We start from the raw sequence: 22,129 nt of genomic DNA on the forward strand, positions 1-22,129 counted from the left end.
CATTATAAGGTAACCCCAGTCCTGCGCCCGGATAAGCAGAATAGTTTTACACCACATCATTTTTTACACTACATCATTTAATACTGTATGCTGAGCTATTTAACCTGAGTACAATCTGTTTAATCCGTGTTATTTTGAAGGCATATTTACGACCTTAAAAATATACTGCACTTAATATTTATATCCTGATATAATAGTTATATCTATATTAACTTATAGATTCCTGTTAAAGCCTGTGTTTAAGTTCCCGGGAAAGAATCCGGTTAATTTAATCGGGTAACCTAAGACTGGCTTAGCGAAGATTATGATGCTCACCAATTGATTTTATAGTTTGAGAACTTAATCCGTAATCTATCAGTCAGTGCCGAATTGTTACTTAATAATTTATTATATATGCGGGAATTTCCTGTGAGCAGGTGTTTAAAATAATTCTTAAGAAACCTGTATGTGAGACATATCTACGGTAATTGTGCAAGAACAGGAATGCACCTGACTCTCTAATAATATTTCCGTGTATGACCTTCTCACAAATAACCAGTATCACTCTTACAAAAACAGGAGGGAACTCTACATGAGTGAACATGATGAAGTAAAAGATAAGATGTATGAATGGACAGAAAAATACGCAAGCAAAGCAGGCTACAGGCTTAACCCGGATAAAGAAGCTCTTGATTACGTTCTTGACGGACTTGCTTCAAGGGTTGAAAAGTTCGGGAGGCGCTATTGTCCTTGCAGGATAGTAACCGGGGACGAGACCGAGGATAAAAAGATAGTTTGTCCCTGTATCTATCATAAAGATGAAATTGAAAGAGACGGGAACTGCCACTGTGAACTTTTCTTTAAGCCTTCCTGATCTGACTTTGTTCTGCCAGACCTGCTCCTAAAACGAGCTTTAAATACTATTAGCGAAGGCGGGAGGGGACAATTTATATAAATACTTTTTGTCCTCTTCCAGCCCCACTCTAATCTTTTCACTTAAGTTGAAATGCCTGTCTTTCAGCCTGCAAAATGCAAGAACCTTATTTGAGGGCCTGGAGTCTCTGAAGGCTGTTAACACTGAAAATTAAAATTAATATTGAGAATTTAAAAATTAACATTGAGAATTAAAAAGCAATAGTTTAAGGTGGATTACATTCATCTCTTTAACTGAATCTATTGACATTGTACTTCAATGCTCTTAGACACTCAAGATTCCTGGACAGCGTTTCTTTCAAACCGGATATTCTTCAAGAAGAAATTTCCGGTTCACACTATTGGCCTGTACATAACACTATTGACCTGGTGTGGTATTGACCTGCTATCTCTTTAATAAATTAACAATAGGATAAATTTGACTCAAGGGTGACCTGGAATGACAAATGCAATGGAACTCTATCAGATGCTTCCAAAGACTAACTGCAAAAAATGTGGAAAAACCTCCTGTATGGCGTTTGCAGTTGCCCTTATGGCCCGCGAGCTGACCCCTGAGGACTGCCCGCCCCTGAAAGAGGAACCTAAATACAAAGAAAGCTACGAAAAGATCAGCGGCCTCTTCAAGCCGTCGGAAGGAGCAACCGAAACCGGACTTATAGTGCATGAAGACCTCTGTTTTGGTTGCGGAAACTGTGTGGTTGCCTGCCCTGTCAATGTTGCAAATGACCCTTACGGAGTCGGTTCGGGCAATGCTCCAAAGAGCGCCAGTAAACTGATCCTGACCATCGAAGACGGAATTGTCAAAGCCCAGAATGTGGGGGAGTGCCGCAGATTCGGAAAGAACAAGATCCTCTGTAACGGCTGTATAGTAACCTGCCCTGTAGAGGCAATCGAGTTTGTGTGAGGTGAGAGGATGGAGAAAAATTATTACGTATGCACAGGCTGCGGAATGCTCTGCGACGATATCGAGGTCGAGTCTGAAAAGAACATAGTAAACAAGGTCTATACCGCCTGCAGGGTAGGCGTAGCCCACATGAAAGAAGGCCGGGAAAGTGCAGTTTTTCGGGTCGACGATAAGCCTGTAGATGAAGCAACTGCAATCAGTGAGGCTGCAGCTATCCTGAAGAATGCAAAAAACCCCCTGATTTTCGGGCTTGGGACTTCTACCAATGAGACCCAGAAACTTGCAATAGAGCTTGCAAGAAAAACCAGTGCAACCCTTGACGATACTTCCTCATTTTGCCAGGGACGTGTGGTTGAAGCTCTCCTTCAAAACAAGTTCAAGGTATGTACTCTTGATGATGTAAGGAATAAAGCCGATGTTACTATTTTCTGGGGGGCAGACCCGTCGGACTCTCATCCCCGTCACCTTTCGAAACATTCCTATTTCCCAAGAGGAACTGAAAAGCAGCGGGGCTGGGAAGAGGAGAGGACCGCAATTGCAATAGATGTCCGGAAGTCCCATACCGCAAAGATCTGCGGGAACTATTTCTTCCAGATCCCTCCGGGAGGAGATGCCGAGTTCATCGACGCTCTGATTGCAGGGCTTTCCGGAAAGCTTCCGAAAACATCCTACAACTTCCCCCCTAAAAGAATTCTTGAACTGGCGAATATCCTGAAAGGGGCAAAATTCGGCGTGGTCTTTGTAGGGCTTGGCCTGGTCTACTCCCTGGAAAACCTTGAGCCCCTTGTCCGGCTCATGGACGTCCTGAACGAAAAAGCAAATTTCCACCTGATACCTATGGTAGGGCACTACAACATGCGGGGCTTTAATGAAAACCTCTTTGAGGAAACAGGGCATGTGAACAGTGTAAAGTTTGAAGAAGGGATTGTGAAGCACGGACCCGAATATTCAATCGTTGAATCCCTTAAAGCAAAAACTGTGGATGCAGCCCTTATCATCGGTTCGGATCCGCTTTCAAGCCTTCCCAGGTCTGTTGCAAAGAACCTGCTTGAAATTCCCGTCATCTCAATGGACCCCTGCGAAACCCTTACTTCCAAAAGTGCAAAGGTCTATATCAACACTGCAATCAGCGGGGTGGAGTCAGGAGGGAGTGCCACGCGTATGGACGGGGTTAAGGTAAACTTTAAACCTGTTGTTGAAACAACCCGGCTTTCGGATGAAGCAGTTCTCAAAAAGATAATGGAGGCCCTCTGATGGATTTCGGATCTTTTCTTAAAGCCCCTGAAATAAAGGTAAAGGTTGTAACTTACAGGGACATCTTTCAGGACAAAGCGATGATCGAAAACCGTTTTGGGGAAGATTACAGGGACCGCTCTGCCGTAATAAAACTGGACCCTGCCGACTTCAAACAGTTGAGCATAAAAAAAGGCGACACCGTAGTCCTGAAAAACTCTTTCGGAACGATTGTGGTCAGGGCGGAAGAATCCGGATACGAGCCCTCTCACAGGGGCATTGCGTATATGCCCAACAGCCCCTGGTCCAATATGCTGGTCTCGGATGAAACAGGCGGTACAGGGATCCCAAAATTTAAAGACATCTCTGCAACCGTTACCAGTGCAAAAGGAGAAAAAGTAACCGAAATAGGTTTTTAAAATTCCTTTTTTATAAGGTTCCCCAGGGACCTTAAAAACGGAAATTTTCTTTTTACCCTGCCCTTTTAGTGCTTTCTATGATCACCATGTCAACTACCCGCTAAATCTAAAGATTTAACGGGTTTCCTGCTGAGGTTTTATGAGGTGAAAACACGGCTACTGTGATCCTGAAATTTACCCCTCATTTAAAAAACGGAATTATTTCATACTATTTTCAAGGTTTTGAAAATGTAACCCCTAAATGGGAGCTTCCATGTGAGTACCTCTCAGGCCTGCATTTCACTTCCTGGGACGGAGTCTTACTGTATTCGGATGGGAGTTTTATAAAAATCCTATCTTCCGGAAGTATGATTTCCGAAAATGAGTATAAGGAACTGATGAATATTGTTGAGCTTGGGAAAAAAAGGTTGAGAGAAATTCAGAGCAAAAGGGGTATCTGACAGCTTTTTTCCGGTTTTTAGAACCTTTCTGTTTCAACCCTTCTGTTTCAACCCTTCTGTTTCAACCCTTCTGTTTCAACCCTTCTGTTTCTTGCTGACCCTCCTCTGGAGAGTTTTCAGGCGTTCCCAAGAGTTTTTCAAGTTTAGGTTTCTCTATTTTTTTGATCCGGTTGAAAGAATGGCAAAGTCCTTGATCTCACCGTAATATTGCTGTACCAATATTTCTCGAATATATCCTGTATATTGTGCCTCGTATGAGATGCAGTCTTCTTGAAGACAAAACTCCTTGAAAGCAAAATATACTCTTTTATTTCGATTCAAATCAATAGAATAATTCAGCTAAACAGAATTGAATTAATATCAATGTTTCTTTATAAGAATTCTTAAAAAAAAAGTTATTTATTGCTACATGAATACATTGAATAGGGTTTTAGATCGTATCATTATATTTTTTAGAGGGGGTATCGAGTATGAGAGCAGGTCATAAGGCCTACGTGACAACGTTATGTTTTCTATTTTTTTTTCAGTTCATACTTTCGGGGCTTGCATCGGCAAGCCAGGTCCAGGTAGAAGGGGAGCTGCCGGCAGAAGTTGAGGAGAAGCAGGTAATAAGCGGCGTCCTGACAATTAACAGCATTCCAGCTGCTGCGGATTATATCTATTTTGATACGGACCTGATGAAATATGACGACCAGCCGATATACAATTTTACGGACCTGGACCTTCAAAGCAATGAAAGCCACTTTGTGCTTCCCATTGAAGAAGGGCAGAACAAAATCGTTGTCCAGCTAAAAGGCCAGGTCCCCGAAATTACCGAGGTCAAGCAGTATGAGAAGCTTACCCTTGTAAAATACAACCCGAAGCGTACAGGATATGCCCACTACAGGATCCGGTTGACCGATGAAGAAGGCAACTCCATAAAAGAAAGTGATACTCGCACGTTTTCGATTTCTGTTCCCGAAATCGAAGCATTCAGACAGAAATTGACGCTCATCGACGACTCTTTTTTTGCTGTGTACCTGCAGGACATGTTCGACAGGGGACTTGTCACCGAGGCAAACAAAATTGCGGACTATCTAATCAAGAAAAAAGAAAATTCTTTTAATTGGAGCTATGTGATCGCCGGACTTGGCATTGCGGCTGTGAGCTTTATACTGGGGGTAAGAACTGGAAATTCCGGAGAGGAGGAAGAGGAATGAACGCAAGGGAAAGTACTTATTCTGCACTGCAGCTCCCTACGGACCTGACAATTGTGGGGATTGGGGGCTGTGGAAAACGCCTGTGCAGGGAAATCTGCAACCACGAATGGATCCTTGGCAATTACCTTGCCTCCGGCAGGCGGCTCCGGATCTACACCATGGATACGGATGCAAATGAAAAAGTAGAAGATGAAGTGCAAAGAAGCGAGATCAAGGCTGGGATTAATGAAATTGGAGCCAGGGGAAATATTGAATACCAGTACTATTACCTTCCTGCCCTGGCAAATATAAACCAGGTCTCTGACCTGGCAAGCCGGGAGGTCGCAACAAAGATAAAGGACAGGAAATCGGATCCCGCTGTTAAGACCTGGTGGTTGAACGACGAGGGAGAATTCGGCCTGAGTTTTGAGGAACTGAGGACAATCGACCCTTTTTTGATTGATGATTTTGGTGGAGGCGTGCACCGGAGAAGGGCGATTTCAAAGGCAATTTTTTATAAAGTCCTGAGCCAGGGACAGGCAAGCGGGTTTCCTACCTTTCCGAATACCGGGACGACGGCAATCATTGTAGGGCTTGGGGGCGGCACAGGGTCAGGGATGTTTATCGACCTTGCCCGATATATCCGGGCTCTGAGAGGAGAGGCTACCCAGATCTGGCTCTTTGCGGTAATCCCCACGACAAAAGAAGGGGAAAAGGAGCAGTTAAACGCAGCAATTGCACTTACAGAACTCGAATACCTGAATTTGAACGAGAGGCTTTTCAACTATGTAATCCTGACCTCCCTTGGGCCTACAGGCTATAAAAAAGGAGAAGAGGCGCGGCTGGAAGTGCATGAATTCGACGCCATGTTCCCTCACATCCTGACAAATTTATTCCATATCGAAAAAGGGGATATTAACCTCAGCGACTCAAAAAGCCTTTATTCCTCGTTTATTTTTGCAGATGCCCATATAATTGAGTACCCGGTAGAAGAGCTCAAAATCCTGAAAAAACAATATGAAGAAATCATCCTGGAACTCGAAAATATCACTACTGCCAGAAAAGAAATAAACCGGGCTGTAAAAGCCCTGCTGGACAATTTCGATCAGTTCAAAGAAATGCCTCCCACAAAGATGGATTCCGACTTTATTAGAAAGGAATATGGAAACGTCGAAAAAATCTGGAAAAACGAAATTGGAAAACTCCTCAATTACCAGAGCCCTGAAGCTGTCGAATTTTATATACAGAACAACATCTCATCGGATGGCGGGATCGAAAAAATCACCAGCTATGACAATCTTCTGGAATTCATCTCAAAGGTAAAAGCTTTTACCAGCAGCGTAAAGGAAGACGAATTAAAAGACGAAAACGACAAAAAGCTATTTCGGCTAATTCCTGAGGCTCTTTCAGGCATAGAAGACACAGCAAAGCTTTTCAAACGGGTTGCAGGCATCGAAGAGGAAGCTGCAAGAGGTGTGCTCATCAATGTCCTCAAAGGCAAACAGGAGCTTGTATCCGTTGTCGACCGCTTAAATGCAAAAGCCAGAAGCCTCAAAGAAGAGAGCCTGGAAGCAAAAGCCGGAATTGAAAGTAAACAGGCTGAGCAGGTTTCCCTCAAACAACTGCAGTCCAGGGTTGAAAAGGCTATTGACAAGACGTTAAACGATAATGATAGAGACCTTGAACAGTACTTTGTCAAGAAAAAGAAATTAAAAAGTATTCAGGAACATGAGCAGAGCCTGAAAACAAAAATTGACTTATTTGTCAGCAATTTTAAAGCAGGAAATATTAAAAGCGGAGACAAAGACAGCTGGCTGCGTCTGTCAGGAGTCCCTGAACTCCAGAGAGAAATCGATACCTTCTCTCATGAACTCGAACTGGACCTCTCAGCCCTTTCCAGACTCGTAGAATCAATTTCCCTCTACTATTACTATGAATACAGGATTGACAGAACTAAAAAAGGCGGATTTAAAGAGAAAATGATAGGAGCCATAAAGGGCAATCAAAAAAAGGCTCTCAGAAAGTTTGAAGCGCAGAAGCGGAGCATGGAAGATTATATCAAAACATCCGGAAAGGAGTACGTCCGGATAAATGCTCCCTTCGAGCTTTTTGTCCACGAAAATTTCCTGAGTGAAAACCACAATAAAAAATCCGAAGAACTAAAAAACACGATCCTGAATTCCTTTTTCCCCGACCTTGACGAAAAAGACGTCGATATTGATGAAATCGAGCAGGTGTTTAAGTCCGGAGACAGGCCAAAACTAAGAAGCCTGTTAAGGGAGATTTTGACCCGGAAGTACCTGCAAAAAGAAGACTATTTCGGGAAGCTGAAGGGAGTTGAGGCAGATTTCCAGACGCTGGAAGAGAGCCTGGGGGAGAAAAATACCCTTTCCGCTATGTTTGAGAAGCTCGAGGACCTGACCGAAGAAACAATTGTTTACAGGAGAGACCTGAACCGTTACTATGAGAAATTTTATGAAGATTTCACAAAGATCAGTAACATTAAAAATTCGGGCAGCAAGACCTTCAGCAGCCTTTACATGACAAAATTCGGGGACGTAAACCCCAAAATCCTCTCCCTGATTGACGCAAGTTCCGATATGAAGGACCTTGACTGGGACGAGGGCGGGAAACGCGAACTTGACAAACTCATTAACGAAATACTGGTTACTTACAAAAATCTGATAGAAAACTATAAACTCGGGATCCACAACTTGATGATCCCGATAAACACCACCGAGCGCTGGAATTTAGGAAAAGCCGCCCTGGTTGTTTCTTCCAGGTCCTCATACATCTCAAGCCGGATTGCAAGCGAACCCATAGCTGATACAATCAAAGAAGAAATAAACGGAATTCTTGCCCTGAGCAACAGCAATGACGCCAGGCTTGCCACCCACAACCACACAAGGCCGTGGGACATTTCCCTGACCTTCTTTTCAGCTGCAGGGTTCCTGGACAATATCTCCCCCCTTACCGCGGGAGGAGGTTTCTGGGAGATATATGAAAACAAGAAAGATAACGTGCTGCACCACGTGCTGAAACTCCAGGAAGGAAAATACGTGACCCGAAAAGCTCTTTTTGACCTGAAGGAAGCAGGAGAACTGGCAAACCAGGAAAAGAAAGGGATAAACGTCGGGGCAAGGATCAACGAACTGTATGAGGAAAAAAGCATAAGAAAAGCCTTGAAAAATGAGGGGAGAGGCTTCGAAAAATGAGGATCCACAGCAACAGGAAACTGTTCTTTGAACTGCTGGCAATAGCTTTTGTCCTGCTTTTATCCTTCCTTTTTTTAAAGTTATCAAGGACGATCGAGTTTCCGGTAACTTCCTGGATAGGTGCGTTTTTGCTGAGTTTTTTGCCGGCATTTTTTATTACAAGCGCTTTAGGGCTGGCTTTACATGAACAGTCAAGGAAAGGAAGTTTTTTTTTATTTGCGACATTTTTGCCTTTCCTTTATGCTCTTTCTTTTTATCCGGGAGTTTTAAATACAAACGGTTTGCTTTTTGGTCTCCTGGCAGGAGGCCTGCTGGACTTTCGGGCTCTTTACAATAACAGGTTCAATACACTTACAGGATATACAAGGGCAGGGTCCCGGCTCTTCTTTTTTGCCCTGGCGGTATACCTCTTCGTCCAGCTGCTGGGACTCATGTCCCCCCTCTCTATTGAAAGGGTTCAACAGTTATTCGAAAGCGGCGCAGAAGAGCCAAAAAATCTGGGTTTTGCCCTTCTGGTAGTGCTTGCCCTGTTGATGTCAACAAAACTTATAAGCGACATCCGGATTTCAGAGGTCTTTGTATACGGGCCTTCGAGGTCAGGTAAAACCCTTCTCCTGCTTGCCCTATACAACCACTTTGTTAATTTTTACGACGGCACTCACCGGGAAATTATTATTTCATATGACATGCAGGGAAATCTCTCTAAAGTGAACGAAAACAGGCTGAGAATCGAATCAATGCTGGCAGAACTGGAAGCAGGAAACATGCCAAAGAGCACCGGCCGTGCTGATATGGCAATGTATGAGTTATCCGGGAAAAAAGGAGCGATTCCGATAGAATTCTCCTTTGTCGATTACAGTGGGGAATATACAGAAGATCTCGAACCCGAAAAATACGCCTCAGCTGTCCAAAACCTGACGGAAAAGCTTGAACGTTTTAACGCGAATACCATTTACAGGCAAATAGGGACAATCAGCTTTCTGGAACTGCTGAAGAAAAACTATGCAAAGGAACTCAGGGGAGAATTCCACAATTTAATTCTTGCCTCCATCTACAAAAAAATGGAAACAGCCGGTGAAATCATATTTCTGGTGGATGGGGATTACCTCCTTAACTACCAGCAGGAAGGGAGAAAAGAATTGACCCGACTGTTCGGGCTTTATTCGCGGCTTATTGATACCCTGGGAAGTGAGAAGTCATACGCCCTTGTGGTAACAAAAATTGATAAATTCAAGGACCTGTCCGAAATTTCAGAAGATTCGGAAGCAGCTCAGGAAATAGAACAGGAAGTCTATGACCTCATGAGCAAAATGGATACCTTTAGAGAGATCCGGCACAGGGCCCAGAAGGTCCCCGTCTATTTATATACTGTTAGTGTGGATGCAACGCTGCCCCCCCAGCTTTCAAAAGAAGGAATGACGGTTGAAGGACAGCAGAGGGTTACCCAGATTTATCCCTGGAGGGTCAGAGAAATTGCACAGTTCGGCTCCTGATTTCGGGGTATACAACTCAACCGGGAGACTGCTTGCAGGAAATAAGAACTTTGAAGAATACACCGAACTTGCCAAACAGCTGGACATTAAAAGAAGCGCCCTGTACGTTGAAACCCGAAAAGGTGAAATTCTTCTCGGCTGCAGCCTTCTTGTAAAAATAACGAGGGGGAGAGAAGAAAGGGTTGTCTTCATTGCAAGTTATGCCCCGGAGGATATCATTTCAGATATGAGCTGGATCAACAGATTCTACAGGGAGGCAAAATCCCATGTAGAAAACCTGGAAACAATAAGATATCAGGTGCTTGGCCTCTGGGAAGCAGGAGACCTTGAGGGGATCCATACAACCAGCGTCCCCACAAAAAGCATTGCATATCCGGCAGGAAAACTTCTCTCGGGACAGAGGGTTTCAGTCAGGACATCCGACCTTTCAAACGGGATTCCCTTTATGGGAGGTTTAATTTCAAAATTCAGCCCCTTAAATTTCCTGGACTTCAGCTTTGCTCTCTCCCTCTCTCCGTCTCCGGTGGACAGCTCAGTAAGTCCTGGAGAACCTGACCCCGATTTCTATCTCGAATCAGGAGAAGCCCTGCCTTACCCCGGCCAGCCTTCATACTCAGGGCGCTATTATGAACTGTTATACGGAAACTTCTCCCGGCTTGTGGAAAACCCGGACTTTCGGAAACATTTCCAAACTAATTCCGGGGGACGGGAAGAGTTTTTCGAACGAGTCCTGGAATCCCTGCTTGAAAATAATGCTCCAGAAGCTATCGACACGTTTGCTTCTTCAGGAGCAATGGACAGCTTTTTTGGAATGTACCGCAAAAACCCTAAAGCCCTGAAGATAATTGTAGAAGCGCTGCTCTCTACACACCGGGCCGACCGCTTCGTTATAATTCATGATGAAGAGCTTGCAGCGGATTTAATCATAGCGCTTGGGGAAGTGCAGCCTGCAAATAATAAAAGGCTTGAGGCTTTCCTTATGGAATTGTATAGGAGACTTAACACCCGGGAAAAGAAAATCAGGATACACCGGCACTTCCTGGAAAAGAATATTTTTTATGAAAATTTCATTGCCGAACTTATGCAGCTGCTGGAAAATGCATCTCATTTGCCGCAGGGAAGCCCGGATGATTCGGCTTTACTCCGGTTGTGTGCAGACGCCTCCTTTTCTGGAAATCGGCGCGAGAAAGAAGCTTTTGAAACCGGGGTAAAAAAAGGGCTGGCACATCTGAGCCCTTCTAATGAAATTGATTTCTTAAAGTACGTAATTAATGCCCTGGAGATGCCGGGGGAAGGAGGAATAGTTCTGCTTGAAAACCTGATCCCGGAAAGGGCCACAGGCATGAACGGCCTGAAAGGTGATGCATATTACCCTACAGGCAATGACTTTATTCTGAAATTGAGGGAAAATGAAGTCCAAAAACTGGATAAGTGGCTGGGCCGGCATTATTTGAAAGAACGAAAAATGAAAAAATCCCAACAAGTGAAAAAAACAATTAAGTATGCCTGCAGTTTTTTACTCATTGTGATAGTCGGGCTCCTGATTATATTAAAAACGGTTCCGGAGCCGAAAATCCCTTCGGTTACATTCTCTGAAAATAACAGTACAGGTATACTGCCTTTCACGATTCAGTTTGAAAATACGAATTTTAATAAGGACAAAAACGGTGTAAACGAAAGCATTTGGGAGGACCACAGTATTCCTGGCGATATTGTGAATGAGACTGGTGGCAATGCAACAGACGTTAACTCAACAGAAGTTAATTCAGCAGAAGTTAACTCAACAGAAGTAAATTCAGCAGAAGTTAACTCAACAGAAGTAAATTCGACAAAAGTTAACTCTACAGAAGGTAATTCGACAAAAGTTAATTCGACAAAAGTTAATTCGACAGAAGGTAATTCGACAGAAGGTAATTCGACAAAAGTTAACTCGACAGAAGTTAACGAGACGACGTAAAAGAGAACAGGGCTTGTGAACCCTCTCCGGACAATTATTACCTTTAACCCCGTAATACCCGGTATCTGACCATGTGAGGACCATAATTAAAAATGTTCTCCCTGAATAAAATAAGTTAAACTTGACTTAATTATATCCAACGCTACCTTAAGTAGAATTCAAAACCCGACCCGCTTGATTCTTTTTTAGTTTATTTATATATAAAACATGTGTTGAATTTATATTCTACAGGCTTTTCTTCAACTTTAGAAGGCTATTTTTTAGAGACAAATAAAAAATAATAATTATTAAATCCCTCTTTCGATTTTTCCTGAAACTGAGATTTGTTATTGAGATATGGGTTGTATCTTGTTTCTGAAAAAGACAAATAAGGAGAGATATGGGTTTTAAACCTCAATGTGGATGAGAAAGAGGTTTTCCCCCAGGAAAAATCAGGTAAAAAACTGAATACTCAGATGATGGATTAAAGGACTCTTATTATTATAAGATTTAAAATAATTTTTATAAAAATGCTGTTATTCATTATAATATAATATTAATAAGAAAATACAAATACTCTTTGTATGATATATAAGATTGGAAGTTATACCTATTCACACGAAATAAAACTTCAGCCAGACAAAAACGGGGTTCAGATCTAATAGACTAGAGTATAATAGAAGTAGGGTCTGCTGAAGGGAAAAATAGGGGGGAATTCGGATTAGATCGGAATTAACCAGTTTAGCCTATGCTTTAATTATTTTGTTTTTATTAAGTGCAGCTACCTGTACCGGTTCGGCACAGGATGAAGAAAATCCAGCTATGGAACTCTATAACGACACGGTTGTCCTCAAAGAAGGCAACTTTACCTTTGTGCCGAGCAATAACGCCTCTGCAAGCCATGAGATCTCCAACTTCACAGACCTGGGAGCACTCTACGCAACGGGGCTTGATTTTAAGGTAACGGACCTTGGGAAAATGGCCGGAGAAATGAACGGGAACATGCCCGAGAAGACCTTCGTACTTGAAAGCATAGAAGGATACCAGAACAACAATGAAACCCAGGAGAAATGGTTCATCTTAATAAATGGCGTCCAGGCTACTGCGGACATAAGCATGAACCCGGTGAGTGCAGGCGACACTGTCAGCTTCCTGTACGCCCTTGAAGAAGGAGGAGAACCGGTCCTTGGAGAAGCAAAATATCTGGTAAAGATTGGAATTTCAACAGAAGCCCAGATTCCAGACATAATTGACACTGCAACTCAGGACGGTAACTTCACGACTCTTCTTGCAGCAATTGGGGCTGCAAACCTTACTGACACTCTGAAAGGAGAAGGACCATACACCGTCTTTGCTCCGACTGATGCGGCTTTTAACGCGCTTCCAAACGGAACAGTCGAAGCTCTCCTTAACGACACAAACGCATTGACAAACGTCCTCCTCTATCACGTTGCAGGTGAGAGGCTGATGGCAGCAGATGTTGTTAACAGGACCAACATTACGACCCTTCAGGGAAGCGAACTCCCGGTCAATGTCACTGAGGAAGGAGTGTTTGTAGGAGATGCCCGGATCATCGTGCAGGATGTAAATGCCAGCAACGGAGTAATACACGTCATTGATGCTGTACTGATCCCGCCTGAACCTGAGCCAGAACCCGAGCCAGAACCTGAGCCAGGACTAAATCTTACAACGCTGTACAATGATACAGTAAACCTGACGGAAGGAAGCTTCACCTTCATGCCGGAAAACGACACCCAGACCTATACAATTGGAAATCTCACAGACTTCGGAGCTCTCAATGCAGCAGGACTCGACTTTAACGTGTCCGTAATGCAGAACATGCCTGACGGGAATATGACCGACAACGTAACTGATGGGAATATGACCGACAACATGAGTGTGTCATTTGTGCTTGAGGGCATAGAAGGAGTCGAAAACAATAACACTACCGGAGAGATGTGGTTCCTCTACCTCAACGGAATGCCTGCTGAAGGAGACTTCGGCATGAACCCGGTAAGTGATGGGGACAACCTCAGTTTCTGGTACACAACTGAAGTGGGTGGAGAAGCTGCAATCGAGAATGCAACCTACGTGGCTAACATTGCGGTTGCTATAGAAGAAGGAGAGGTTCCGTCTGAGGAGAAAGATATTATCGAAACCGCAACTCAGGCTGGAAACTTCACGACTCTTCTTGCAGCAATTGGGGCTGCAAACCTTACTGACACTCTGAAAGGAGAAGGACCATACACAGTCTTTGCTCCGACTGATGCGGCTTTTAACGCGCTTCCAAACGGAACAGTCGAAGCTCTCCTTAACGACACAAACGCATTGACAAACGTCCTCCTCTATCACGTTGCAGGTGAGAGGCTGATGGCAGGAGATGTTGTTAACAGGACAAACATTACGACCCTTCAGGGAACCGAACTCCCGGTAAATGTCACTGAGGAAGGAGTGTTTGTAGGAGACGCAAAGATTATAGTACAGGATGTAAATGCCACCAACGGAGTAATACACGTAATAGATGCTGTACTGATCCCGCCTGAACCTGAGCCGGAACCCGAGCCAGGACTAAATCTTACAACGCTGTACAATGATACAGTAAACCTGACGGAAGGAAGCTTTACCTTCATGCAGGAAAACGACACCCAGACCTATACAATTGGAAATCTCACAGACTTCGGAGCTCTCAATGCAGCAGGACTCGACTTTAACGTGTCCGTAATGCAGAACATGCCTGACGGGAATATGACCGACAACGTAACTGATGGGAATATGACCGACAACATGACCAATGTGTCATTTGTGCTTGAGGGCATAGAAGGAGTCGAAAACAATAACACTACCGGAGAGATGTGGTTCGTTTACATTAACGGAATGCCTGCTGAAGGAGACTTCGGCATGAATAACGTAAGTGACGGGGACAACCTCAGTTTCTGGTACACAACTGAAGTGGGTGGAGAAGCCGCAATAGAAAATGCAACCTACGTAGCTAACATTATGGTTGCTGTAGAAGAAGGAATGGAACCTGAGCCGGAACCCGAGCCAGAGCCTGAGCCAGGACTAAATCTGACAGTACTCTATGACGATACTGTAAACCTGACTGAAGGAAACGTCAAGTTCAGGCAGAATGCTTCCCGGAATTATACAATAAACAATCTCACAGACTTCGGAGCTCTATATGCAACAGGACTCGACTTTAACGCGTCTTTAATGCAGAACATGACCGAAAATGTGACCAACATGACCAGTGTGTCGTTCACACTTGAGAGCATAGGGGGCATAAATAACAATAATCAAACCGGGGAAATGTGGTTTGTCTACATAAATGGGGAGCCGGCTGAAAATGACTTCGGAATGAACCCGGTAAGTGATGGGGACAACCTCAGCTTCTGGTACACAACTGAAGTGGGTGGAGAAGCTGCAATCGAGAACGCAACCTACGTGGCTAACATTACGGTTGCCGAAATGATAGCAAGAGAAAACATCATAGAGGCGGCACAGAACCAGACAAGATTAACCGAATTTGTAAATGCAACGCAGGCCGCAAACCTGACACAGACCCTGAACGAAACAGGACCTTATACTGTCTGTATTCCGAGTAACGAAGCCTTCGATAAACTGCCAGCAGCAACCCGTAATGAACTCATGAGCAATACAACTCTGCTCAGGGAGGTTCTCTCCTACCACGTAATAAGTGGGAAGTTTACTCGCGAACAGCTTGCCAGCATGAATACCGTTACTAACATTCAGGGCAATGCACTTCAAATCAATATGGTAGGGGACAATATCACAATACAAAACGTAACTATCACACAGATAATCATTGTAAACAATGGAGTTATCTGTATAATCGATGAAGTGCTCATCCCTCCGGACAGCGGACTTCCTTCTGATGGAGACCAGACAGATGGGGATCAGACCAACGGCAACCAGACGGATGAAAACCAGACAAATGGAGACCAGAATGCTGACAATCAGACCGGAAACTGGTACTTCTTCTCGATGCCTTTCGAAGCCAACAATACAAGCGTTGATTATCTGCTTTCAGATGTGAACTATACCTCCCTGATTTACTACAACGCTTCAACCAAACTCTTCGAAGATGTCTCAAATATTGAGCCTTTGAAAGGATACTGGATCAATGTTCCCAACGGAACCGAGTTCAATGCTTCGGAACAGTTTGCTTCAGTTGAGAAAAAGCTGGTTACTGCTCCACCGAGCTTGCAGACCTATCCGGGCTGGAACGCACTGGGTTCACCTGTAAACGAGACTGTCTCTGCGGAAGTTGCATTCACGACCATTGACAGCTCGTATGCAAAAATTGTGGGTCCCTGGGTACCGGGCAACAACACTACAGGCTACTACCAGTATGTCGGTTACAATGACTTCAACGGGACATTAGGCGAGAACCAGCTTGGAACAGATGAACTTGAAATCGAACCATATGAGGGTTACTGGGTCTTTGTGAGAGATGAAAATCTGTATGCCTGAGGAGGTCACCCTGAAAGGTAATGTAAGAGCCCAATGAAAACCAGAAAAAACAGTCCTTAAAAGAGAAAAGAAGGAGATTTCCATTTATGGAATCTTCTTTTTACTCAAATCTTCTTTTTACTCAAATCTTCTTTTTACTCAAATCTTCTTTTTACTCAAATTTACTTTCTTGTTTTAATTAGTATCCCTTACTCAACCTGACCTGTTAACCATTCCAACTGCTTCAATCCTTTTTGCAGAACTTTATTTACTACACTCTTACAGTTCATGTATTTTTTAGTCAATATTTATATAAAGCTTCCTTCTAAAGGTTGAGGGCATGGATACCCCCGAAGCCCTAAATTCATCCCCTTCTTTTGCAGAAAATATGTCCTATTTTGACAGAATATTAGATCAATCATTCGCCTGGTTCTCGGCTAACTTCGGTACCCTCTTATTCATCATTTTCATAGGCATGGGCACCATCCTTGTCGCAAGGACTGTAAACCACCTTATGGAAAGTTACTTTACAAAAGCAAGCGGCAAGCTGCGCATGGACACCACGGCTTTCCGGATGTTCAGGCACGTTACGGTTGCATCAATCTATTTTGTAGGTCTAATTATTATAATATTCAGTATTCCTGACCTGCGCAGTCTCTCTGTAGCCCTCTTTACAGGGGCAGGGCTTGCCGGTATCGTAATCGGTTTTGCAGCCCAGAGCACACTGAGCAACATTATTGCAGGCATTTCCCTTGCTCTTTTTCAGCCTTTCAGGGTTGGAGACAGGCTGAATATTATGAACGAATACGGAAAGGTTACGGACCTCAACCTCAGGCATACGGTTATTATAACCTGGGATAACAGGCGCCTTATCATCCCTAACTCAATAATCAGCAATGAGGCAGTAATCAACTGGACAATAGAAGACCCTGCAGTTATCTGGCCAATAAACGTTGGAATCGGTTATGATTCTGATATTAGCCTGGCAAAAAAAATCATGATTGAAGAAGCCCGAAAGCATCCTCTGGTCATGCCTCCCCAGACCATGAAGCACAGCGTTGTAAAGCCCAGTTTCCTGAAACCCGAGACCTTTGCAAACGGATTCATGGACCTTTCTGTGCTCCATACTGTAGACCCGGATTTCAGGGAAAGGGGAGAGGTTAAAGTATACGTAACAGAGCTTGGGGATTTTTCCGTAAATCTCCGTCTGCTGGTCTGGTTTAAGGACAGGAGCGATGCATACAGTTCAGGGTGTGAAATAAGGGAAGCAATTAAAAGGCGCTTTGACAGTGAAGGTATCGAAATTCCGTATCCTTACAGGACTATCGTGTACAAGACAGATATTCAGAAGGAAAAGTCTCCTGAAAAATCCGCCCCAGCAAAAGGAACTAAAATGGAATATGCTCCAAGGAGCAGGCTAACTGATATTGACGATAAAACAGATATTGACGATGAAACAGGTCAATAAAAAAGGAAAATAAAAAAGAGAAATAAATAAAAGGTAATGAAACAGGTAGGTTAAATGATGAAAGGATTTTAAAGTTCCCTTTCATCGATTACTCTTTTTGTCTTTTTCATGCTTCTTGGAAGTTCCCCGAGCTTAACACCCACAATATCCACGCTCACCCCTATAAAGTCCTTGAACGCTTTTCTCAGGGCTTTTTCAGTTTGTTCTTTCTTTACAGGGTCTTCTGCCTCTTCAATTTCAACTTTGAAGGTCATACTGTCCCTGCCATTTTTGCGGGTAAGAAGGATCTGGTATTCACTGCTGACCCTGGGCACCCTGTGGATTATATCCTCGATCTGGCCGGGATAGATGTTTACTGCCTTGATCTTTATGCGGTCATCAGACCTTCCAAGGATCCGGTCAATTCTGGGGAAAGGGCAGCCGCATTTACAGAGCCCGGGGATTATGCGCGTCAGGTCCCTTGTCCTGTAGCGGATCAGAGGTGCTCCTTCCTTTGCAAGGGTGGTAATTACAAGTTCCCCGAGAGTACCTTCTGGGAGCTGTTCTCCCGTTATCGGGTCAATGATTTCAAAGAGCAGGTAGTCGGACCAGTAGTGCATTCCCTCATGGTAAGAGCAGTCAAGGGCAATTCCCGGCCCGTAGATTTCGGTCAGCCCGTAGATGTCAAAGGTCTCGATCCCGAGTTCGGTTTCAATCCTGTTGCGCATCTTTTCGCTCCAGCGTTCGGAACCCACAATCCCGACCCTGAGGTTGATCTGGTCTTTTAAGCCGCGCTTTTCAATTTCTTCAGCAAGCAAAATCGCATAGGAAGAGGTGCTTGCAAGGGCTGTGGACTTCAGGTCCGTAAGCATCTCAAGCTGTTTTTCGGTGTTTCCCGGACCTGTGGGTATTGCCATCGCTCCAAGGCGCTCAGCTCCGAGCTGGAACCCTATCCCTGCGGTCCAGAGCCCATACCCGGGTGTAATCTGAATCCTGTCCTGGTTGGTAAGGCCTGCCAGCATGTAGCAGCGCATCACCAGCTCTGCCCAGACATCAACATCTTTTCGAGTATAGGGGATAATGACAGGCTTGCCAGTTGTCCCGGAGGATGAATGGATCCTGACAATCTCTGAATCGGGCACTGTCTGCAGCCCGAGGGGATAGGCATCCCTCAGTTCCTCTTTGTGTGTAAAAGGAAGGAGTTTCAGGTCTTCAAGAGACCTGATATTCTCTATATCCACGTTTGCTTCCTTGAACTTCTTCTGGTAAAATGGGCTTCCTTCAACCACACGTTTAAGCAGTCCCTTCAGTTTTACGAAGGTATCTTCTTCCGAGAGTTTGGGGTGGTAGAGCTGGACATCCGGATCGAGCTCAGACTCCAAGGATGCTTCATACATTTAACTTCACCTTCTGTTCCCCGTCTGGTTGCCCGGGGATTAGCTTAATTCTTTCGATCGCACCTTCAAACGCAGCCCTGTTTACAGCCCTGTGTTTTTCAGGAATTTCGGTTTCAAGTACTGCCAGAATAATTTCTCTTGAAAAAGGCAGCATACCTGTGCCGGCAGCCGCTCCAAGCATTGCAACATTTGCAGCCCTGTATGTGCCTGCTTCTTCTGCAAGCTGTGTAAAATCAAGGCAAAGTATACCCTGAACATGGGCTTCCAGAAAGGCCAGCAAAGCTGCAGGATCATATTCAGGACTTCCCGGGGGCTTTGATGCAGGGGGTATAGCATGAGAGTTCACTATGATTTTCCCATCTTTTTTCAGGAAAGGCAGGTTTCTTACGGTTTCTGCAGGTTCAAGCCCTATAAGCAGGTCTGCCTGCCCTGCAGGGATAAGGGAACCCGGGATCTCATCTCCAATCCTGATATGGCTGCTTACCGATCCTTCCCTCTGGGACATGCCTATGGTTTCGGCAGTGCTCACACGGAACCCAGCTTTCATTGCAGCAAGCGCAAGCATGCGGGAAGCAAGCACGACACCCTGCCCTCCAACGCCTGCAATCAGAATATCATACTTCATTCCTTCACCCTTAGTTCCTTCACCCTTAGTTCCTTCACCCTTAGTTCCTTCACCCTTAGTTCCTTCACCCTTAGTTCCTTCGTCCTTCATTTCTTCACCCCGTCTTCCCTTATGGCTCCTGAAGGACAGATTTGCGCACAGAGCCCGCAGCCGCTGCAGCTGTCCTGGATGAGAGGCTTGTCTTCTCCTGTAGGGAGGAAAATAGCAGGACAACCGAGCTGCTTTACGCAGAACCCGCAGCCTGTACAGCTGTCAGGATCAATTGCAAAGCGTGTAAAGGATTTTGTAATCCCGACACATTTTCCTTTGAACACGACCGCGGAAGGACCCTTAAATTCCATGGCTTCCTTTGCAGCCTCCACGCAGTTTTCCAGGCTTCCTGTTTCCACGGTCCTTACAAACTCAACTCCACAGCTCCGGACCACGCCGGCAATGTCAATGGCTTTTGAGGGACTTCCAAGGGCCGTCACTCCGATTCCGGGATGCGGCTGATGCCCTGTCATGGCAGTTGTGCGGTTGTCAAGGACTGCAAGGGTAACATCAGCTCCGTTGTAGACAGCATTTACCACAGCAGGGATGCCTGAATGGAAGAAGGTAGAATCCCCGATAAAAGCCACCTGCTTTGCCTCCGGGTTAGTGCGGGAAAGCCCTCCTGCTATACTCATCCCTGCCCCCATGCAGAGGCAGGTGTCAACCATATTGAGAGGGTATGCGTTTCCAAGGGTATAACAGCCGATATCCCCGGAAAAAATAGTCTCGACCTGAGCGTCCTTTTTAAGCTGTTTTGCAGCCTGCTTGAATGCGTAAAAAACGGTCCTGTGCATGCAGCCCGCACAGAGGGTAGGAGCCCGGACTGGCAGAGGCGGAAGCGCCCCTCTCAAAATCGCAGGGGAAGCATGGGAAAGGCTGGCAGTTTCTCCAAGGGCTGCAAGCACTTTATTGACGCTGTCAATAACAATATCAACATTGTATTCTCCGCTCACCGGGAAAAAGCCGTTCTTTTTTCCATAGATATCAACAGGCAGGTGAGCCTTTCCGGTAAGCTGGAGGGCCTGTTCTTCAAGGTAGGGGTCAAGTTCTTCGACCACGATCAGTTTTTCGATGCCCTTTAAGAAGGACAGGGCTGCCTTTTCAGGGAAAGGATACACTGTCCCTACCCTGAATAGGGTGAAAACCTCTTCAAAGCCCTTTACAGCCTCCTTTACGTAGAGAGCTGAAACCCCTGAGGCTATGATCCCGATTTTTCCGCTTCCCGAAACGGAATTGTACGGAAGCCCTGAAAAGCGCTCGGAAAGCTGCACCTGTACGTTTTCAAGCCAGGGGTGCCGCTCGGCAGTAAGCCTTGGAAAAATCGTCCAGCGCCTGTCCTTTGTAAAGCCTTCACAGGAAGCTTCAACCGGGGCAGGTTCTGCGGCTGCGAGCTCAACATCCCCGCAGCTGTGAGAAACCCGTGTGGTAGTCCTGAGGATGACCGGAATTTCGAATTCATGCGAAAGTTCAAAAGCCAGTTTTGTAAGCTCGTAAGCTTCCTGCGGGTTTGCAGGGTCAAGGACAGGGATATTTGCAAAATGCCCGAAAGCCCTGGTATCCTGCTCAGTCTGAGAGGAATGAGGCCCCGGGTCATCGGCAACAAGCAGGACAAGAGCCCCTTTTACCCCTATGTAGGTAAGGCTCATCAGGGGGTCGGATGCTACATTTAACCCTACCTGTTTCATGGTCACAAGCACATTTGCCCCGGAATAAGCCGCCCCTACAGCCGTTTCAAGTGCAACCTTCTCGTTGCTCGACCATTCGGTATAAATCCCGCACCTGTCCGCATACCGGAGAATTGTCTCCAGAGCTTCGGTCGAGGGAGTTCCCGGATACCCGGTAACTACCTGTACGCCAGCTTCTATCGCTCCAAGTGCAATGGCTTCATTACCCATTAACAGTTTTTTTTCAGTCAAATAAACTCATCTCGGATCGTAGGAATACTTTAATGAACTGGATAAATTTAGACAAGCCTCAAAGTAATAAAATGAGGTTGAAAACGAACCTGAATTCTCAAAGAATCTACAAAAATTGTTTTTGAGAATTCGAGAAAATATATCTGAATATTTCGTCGCCTTTTCACGTAATTGGAATACGACGCACATCTATGTACAACACTGCGGGAAGAAGTACGTAAAATACGGATATAAAGTTTTTGTTTTATTAGGTTGTGTGTTGGTTATTGGTTTACATATAAGCAAAACCAAAAAGGCTACAAAATTAAAGTTGCGCTGGCGCACCCCGCAGCAAGCTAGCGGAGTATTCGACTGAAAATAAAATCTAAAAGAACTCCAGAAAAGTAATTGTAGGAGGTGGGGATCATGAAAGATGTTCATCCAATTTATAGAGATCCCATTACATACGAGAGTTTCCCACCACCTACGTAATATAATACAACAGTTGTATATATACCCCACTTATGAAAATTAA

The 22,129-nt window shown here is 44.8% G+C and carries 13 protein-coding genes; 10 read left to right on the forward strand and 3 right to left on the reverse strand.

Translation table 11 applies throughout. The annotated features are described in order from the left end of the window. Window positions 1-571: 571 nt before the first annotated feature. The 10 genes from EO92_RS08470 (at window position 572) to EO92_RS08525 (ending at window position 17,668) form a co-directional block, all read left to right on the forward strand. A complete protein-coding gene (locus EO92_RS08470; RefSeq protein WP_048170909.1) occupies window positions 572-853 on the forward strand; it encodes a ferredoxin-thioredoxin reductase catalytic domain-containing protein in 282 nt (93 codons plus the stop codon). A gap of 498 nt (window positions 854-1,351) precedes the next feature. Further along, window positions 1,352-1,816: a (Fe-S)-binding protein gene (locus EO92_RS08475; protein ID WP_048170855.1), complete on the forward strand. Its 465-nt coding sequence runs from the start codon at window positions 1,352-1,354 to the stop codon at window positions 1,814-1,816. Between the two features lie 9 nt (window positions 1,817-1,825). Then, entirely contained in the window at window positions 1,826-3,070 is a 1,245-nt protein-coding gene (locus EO92_RS08480) for a formylmethanofuran dehydrogenase subunit B (RefSeq protein ID WP_048170858.1), read from the forward strand. Further along, a complete protein-coding gene (locus EO92_RS08485; protein WP_048170859.1) occupies window positions 3,070-3,468 on the forward strand; it encodes a molybdopterin dinucleotide binding domain-containing protein in 399 nt (132 codons plus the stop codon). Before EO92_RS08480 ends, EO92_RS08485 begins: the two co-directional genes overlap by 1 nt. Before the next feature lie 910 nt (window positions 3,469-4,378). Further along, window positions 4,379-5,107, forward strand: a complete 729-nt coding sequence (locus tag EO92_RS08495) for a hypothetical protein (RefSeq protein WP_048170861.1) — start codon at window positions 4,379-4,381, stop codon at window positions 5,105-5,107. Then, a complete protein-coding gene (locus EO92_RS08500; RefSeq protein WP_048170862.1) occupies window positions 5,104-8,301 on the forward strand; it encodes a tubulin-like doman-containing protein in 3,198 nt (1,065 codons plus the stop codon). Before EO92_RS08495 ends, EO92_RS08500 begins: the two co-directional genes overlap by 4 nt. Next, entirely contained in the window at window positions 8,298-9,794 is a 1,497-nt protein-coding gene (locus EO92_RS08505; protein ID WP_048170864.1) for a hypothetical protein, read from the forward strand. The genes EO92_RS08500 and EO92_RS08505 overlap by 4 nt, the downstream gene beginning before the upstream one ends. Next, entirely contained in the window at window positions 9,775-11,751 is a 1,977-nt protein-coding gene (locus EO92_RS08510; RefSeq protein ID WP_048170868.1) for a hypothetical protein, read from the forward strand. Before EO92_RS08505 ends, EO92_RS08510 begins: the two co-directional genes overlap by 20 nt. Before the next feature lie 741 nt (window positions 11,752-12,492). Continuing rightward, complete coding sequence (locus EO92_RS18495) at window positions 12,493-16,221, forward strand: fasciclin domain-containing protein (RefSeq protein ID WP_235283258.1); 3,729 nt, start codon at window positions 12,493-12,495, stop codon at window positions 16,219-16,221. Window positions 16,222-16,540: 319 nt separating this feature from the next. Next, on the forward strand, window positions 16,541-17,668 hold the full coding sequence (locus EO92_RS08525) for a mechanosensitive ion channel family protein (RefSeq protein ID WP_048170869.1): 1,128 nt from the start codon (window positions 16,541-16,543) through the stop codon (window positions 17,666-17,668). Between the two features lie 68 nt (window positions 17,669-17,736). Here EO92_RS08525 and EO92_RS08530 read toward each other — a convergent pair whose 3' ends face one another. From EO92_RS08530 to iorA, 3 genes are read right to left on the reverse strand one after another with little or no spacing between them, the layout of a single operon-like run. Further along, window positions 17,737-19,044: a phenylacetate--CoA ligase family protein gene (locus EO92_RS08530; RefSeq protein WP_048170871.1), complete on the reverse strand. Its 1,308-nt coding sequence runs from the start codon at window positions 19,042-19,044 to the stop codon at window positions 17,737-17,739. Then, complete coding sequence (locus tag EO92_RS08535) at window positions 19,037-19,759, reverse strand: indolepyruvate oxidoreductase subunit beta (protein ID WP_048170873.1); 723 nt, start codon at window positions 19,757-19,759, stop codon at window positions 19,037-19,039. Before EO92_RS08535 ends, EO92_RS08530 begins: the two co-directional genes overlap by 8 nt. After that, window positions 19,756-21,615 carry an indolepyruvate ferredoxin oxidoreductase subunit alpha gene (iorA, locus tag EO92_RS08540; RefSeq protein WP_048170875.1) on the reverse strand — a complete coding sequence of 620 codons (1,860 nt, stop codon included), beginning with the start codon at window positions 21,613-21,615 and terminating at the stop codon, window positions 19,756-19,758. Before iorA ends, EO92_RS08535 begins: the two co-directional genes overlap by 4 nt. Between the last annotated feature and the right edge of the window lie 514 nt (window positions 21,616-22,129).

The organism is Methanosarcina sp. 2.H.A.1B.4 (genome assembly GCF_000979385.1).
Classification (GTDB): Archaea; Halobacteriota; Methanosarcinia; order Methanosarcinales; family Methanosarcinaceae; genus Methanosarcina.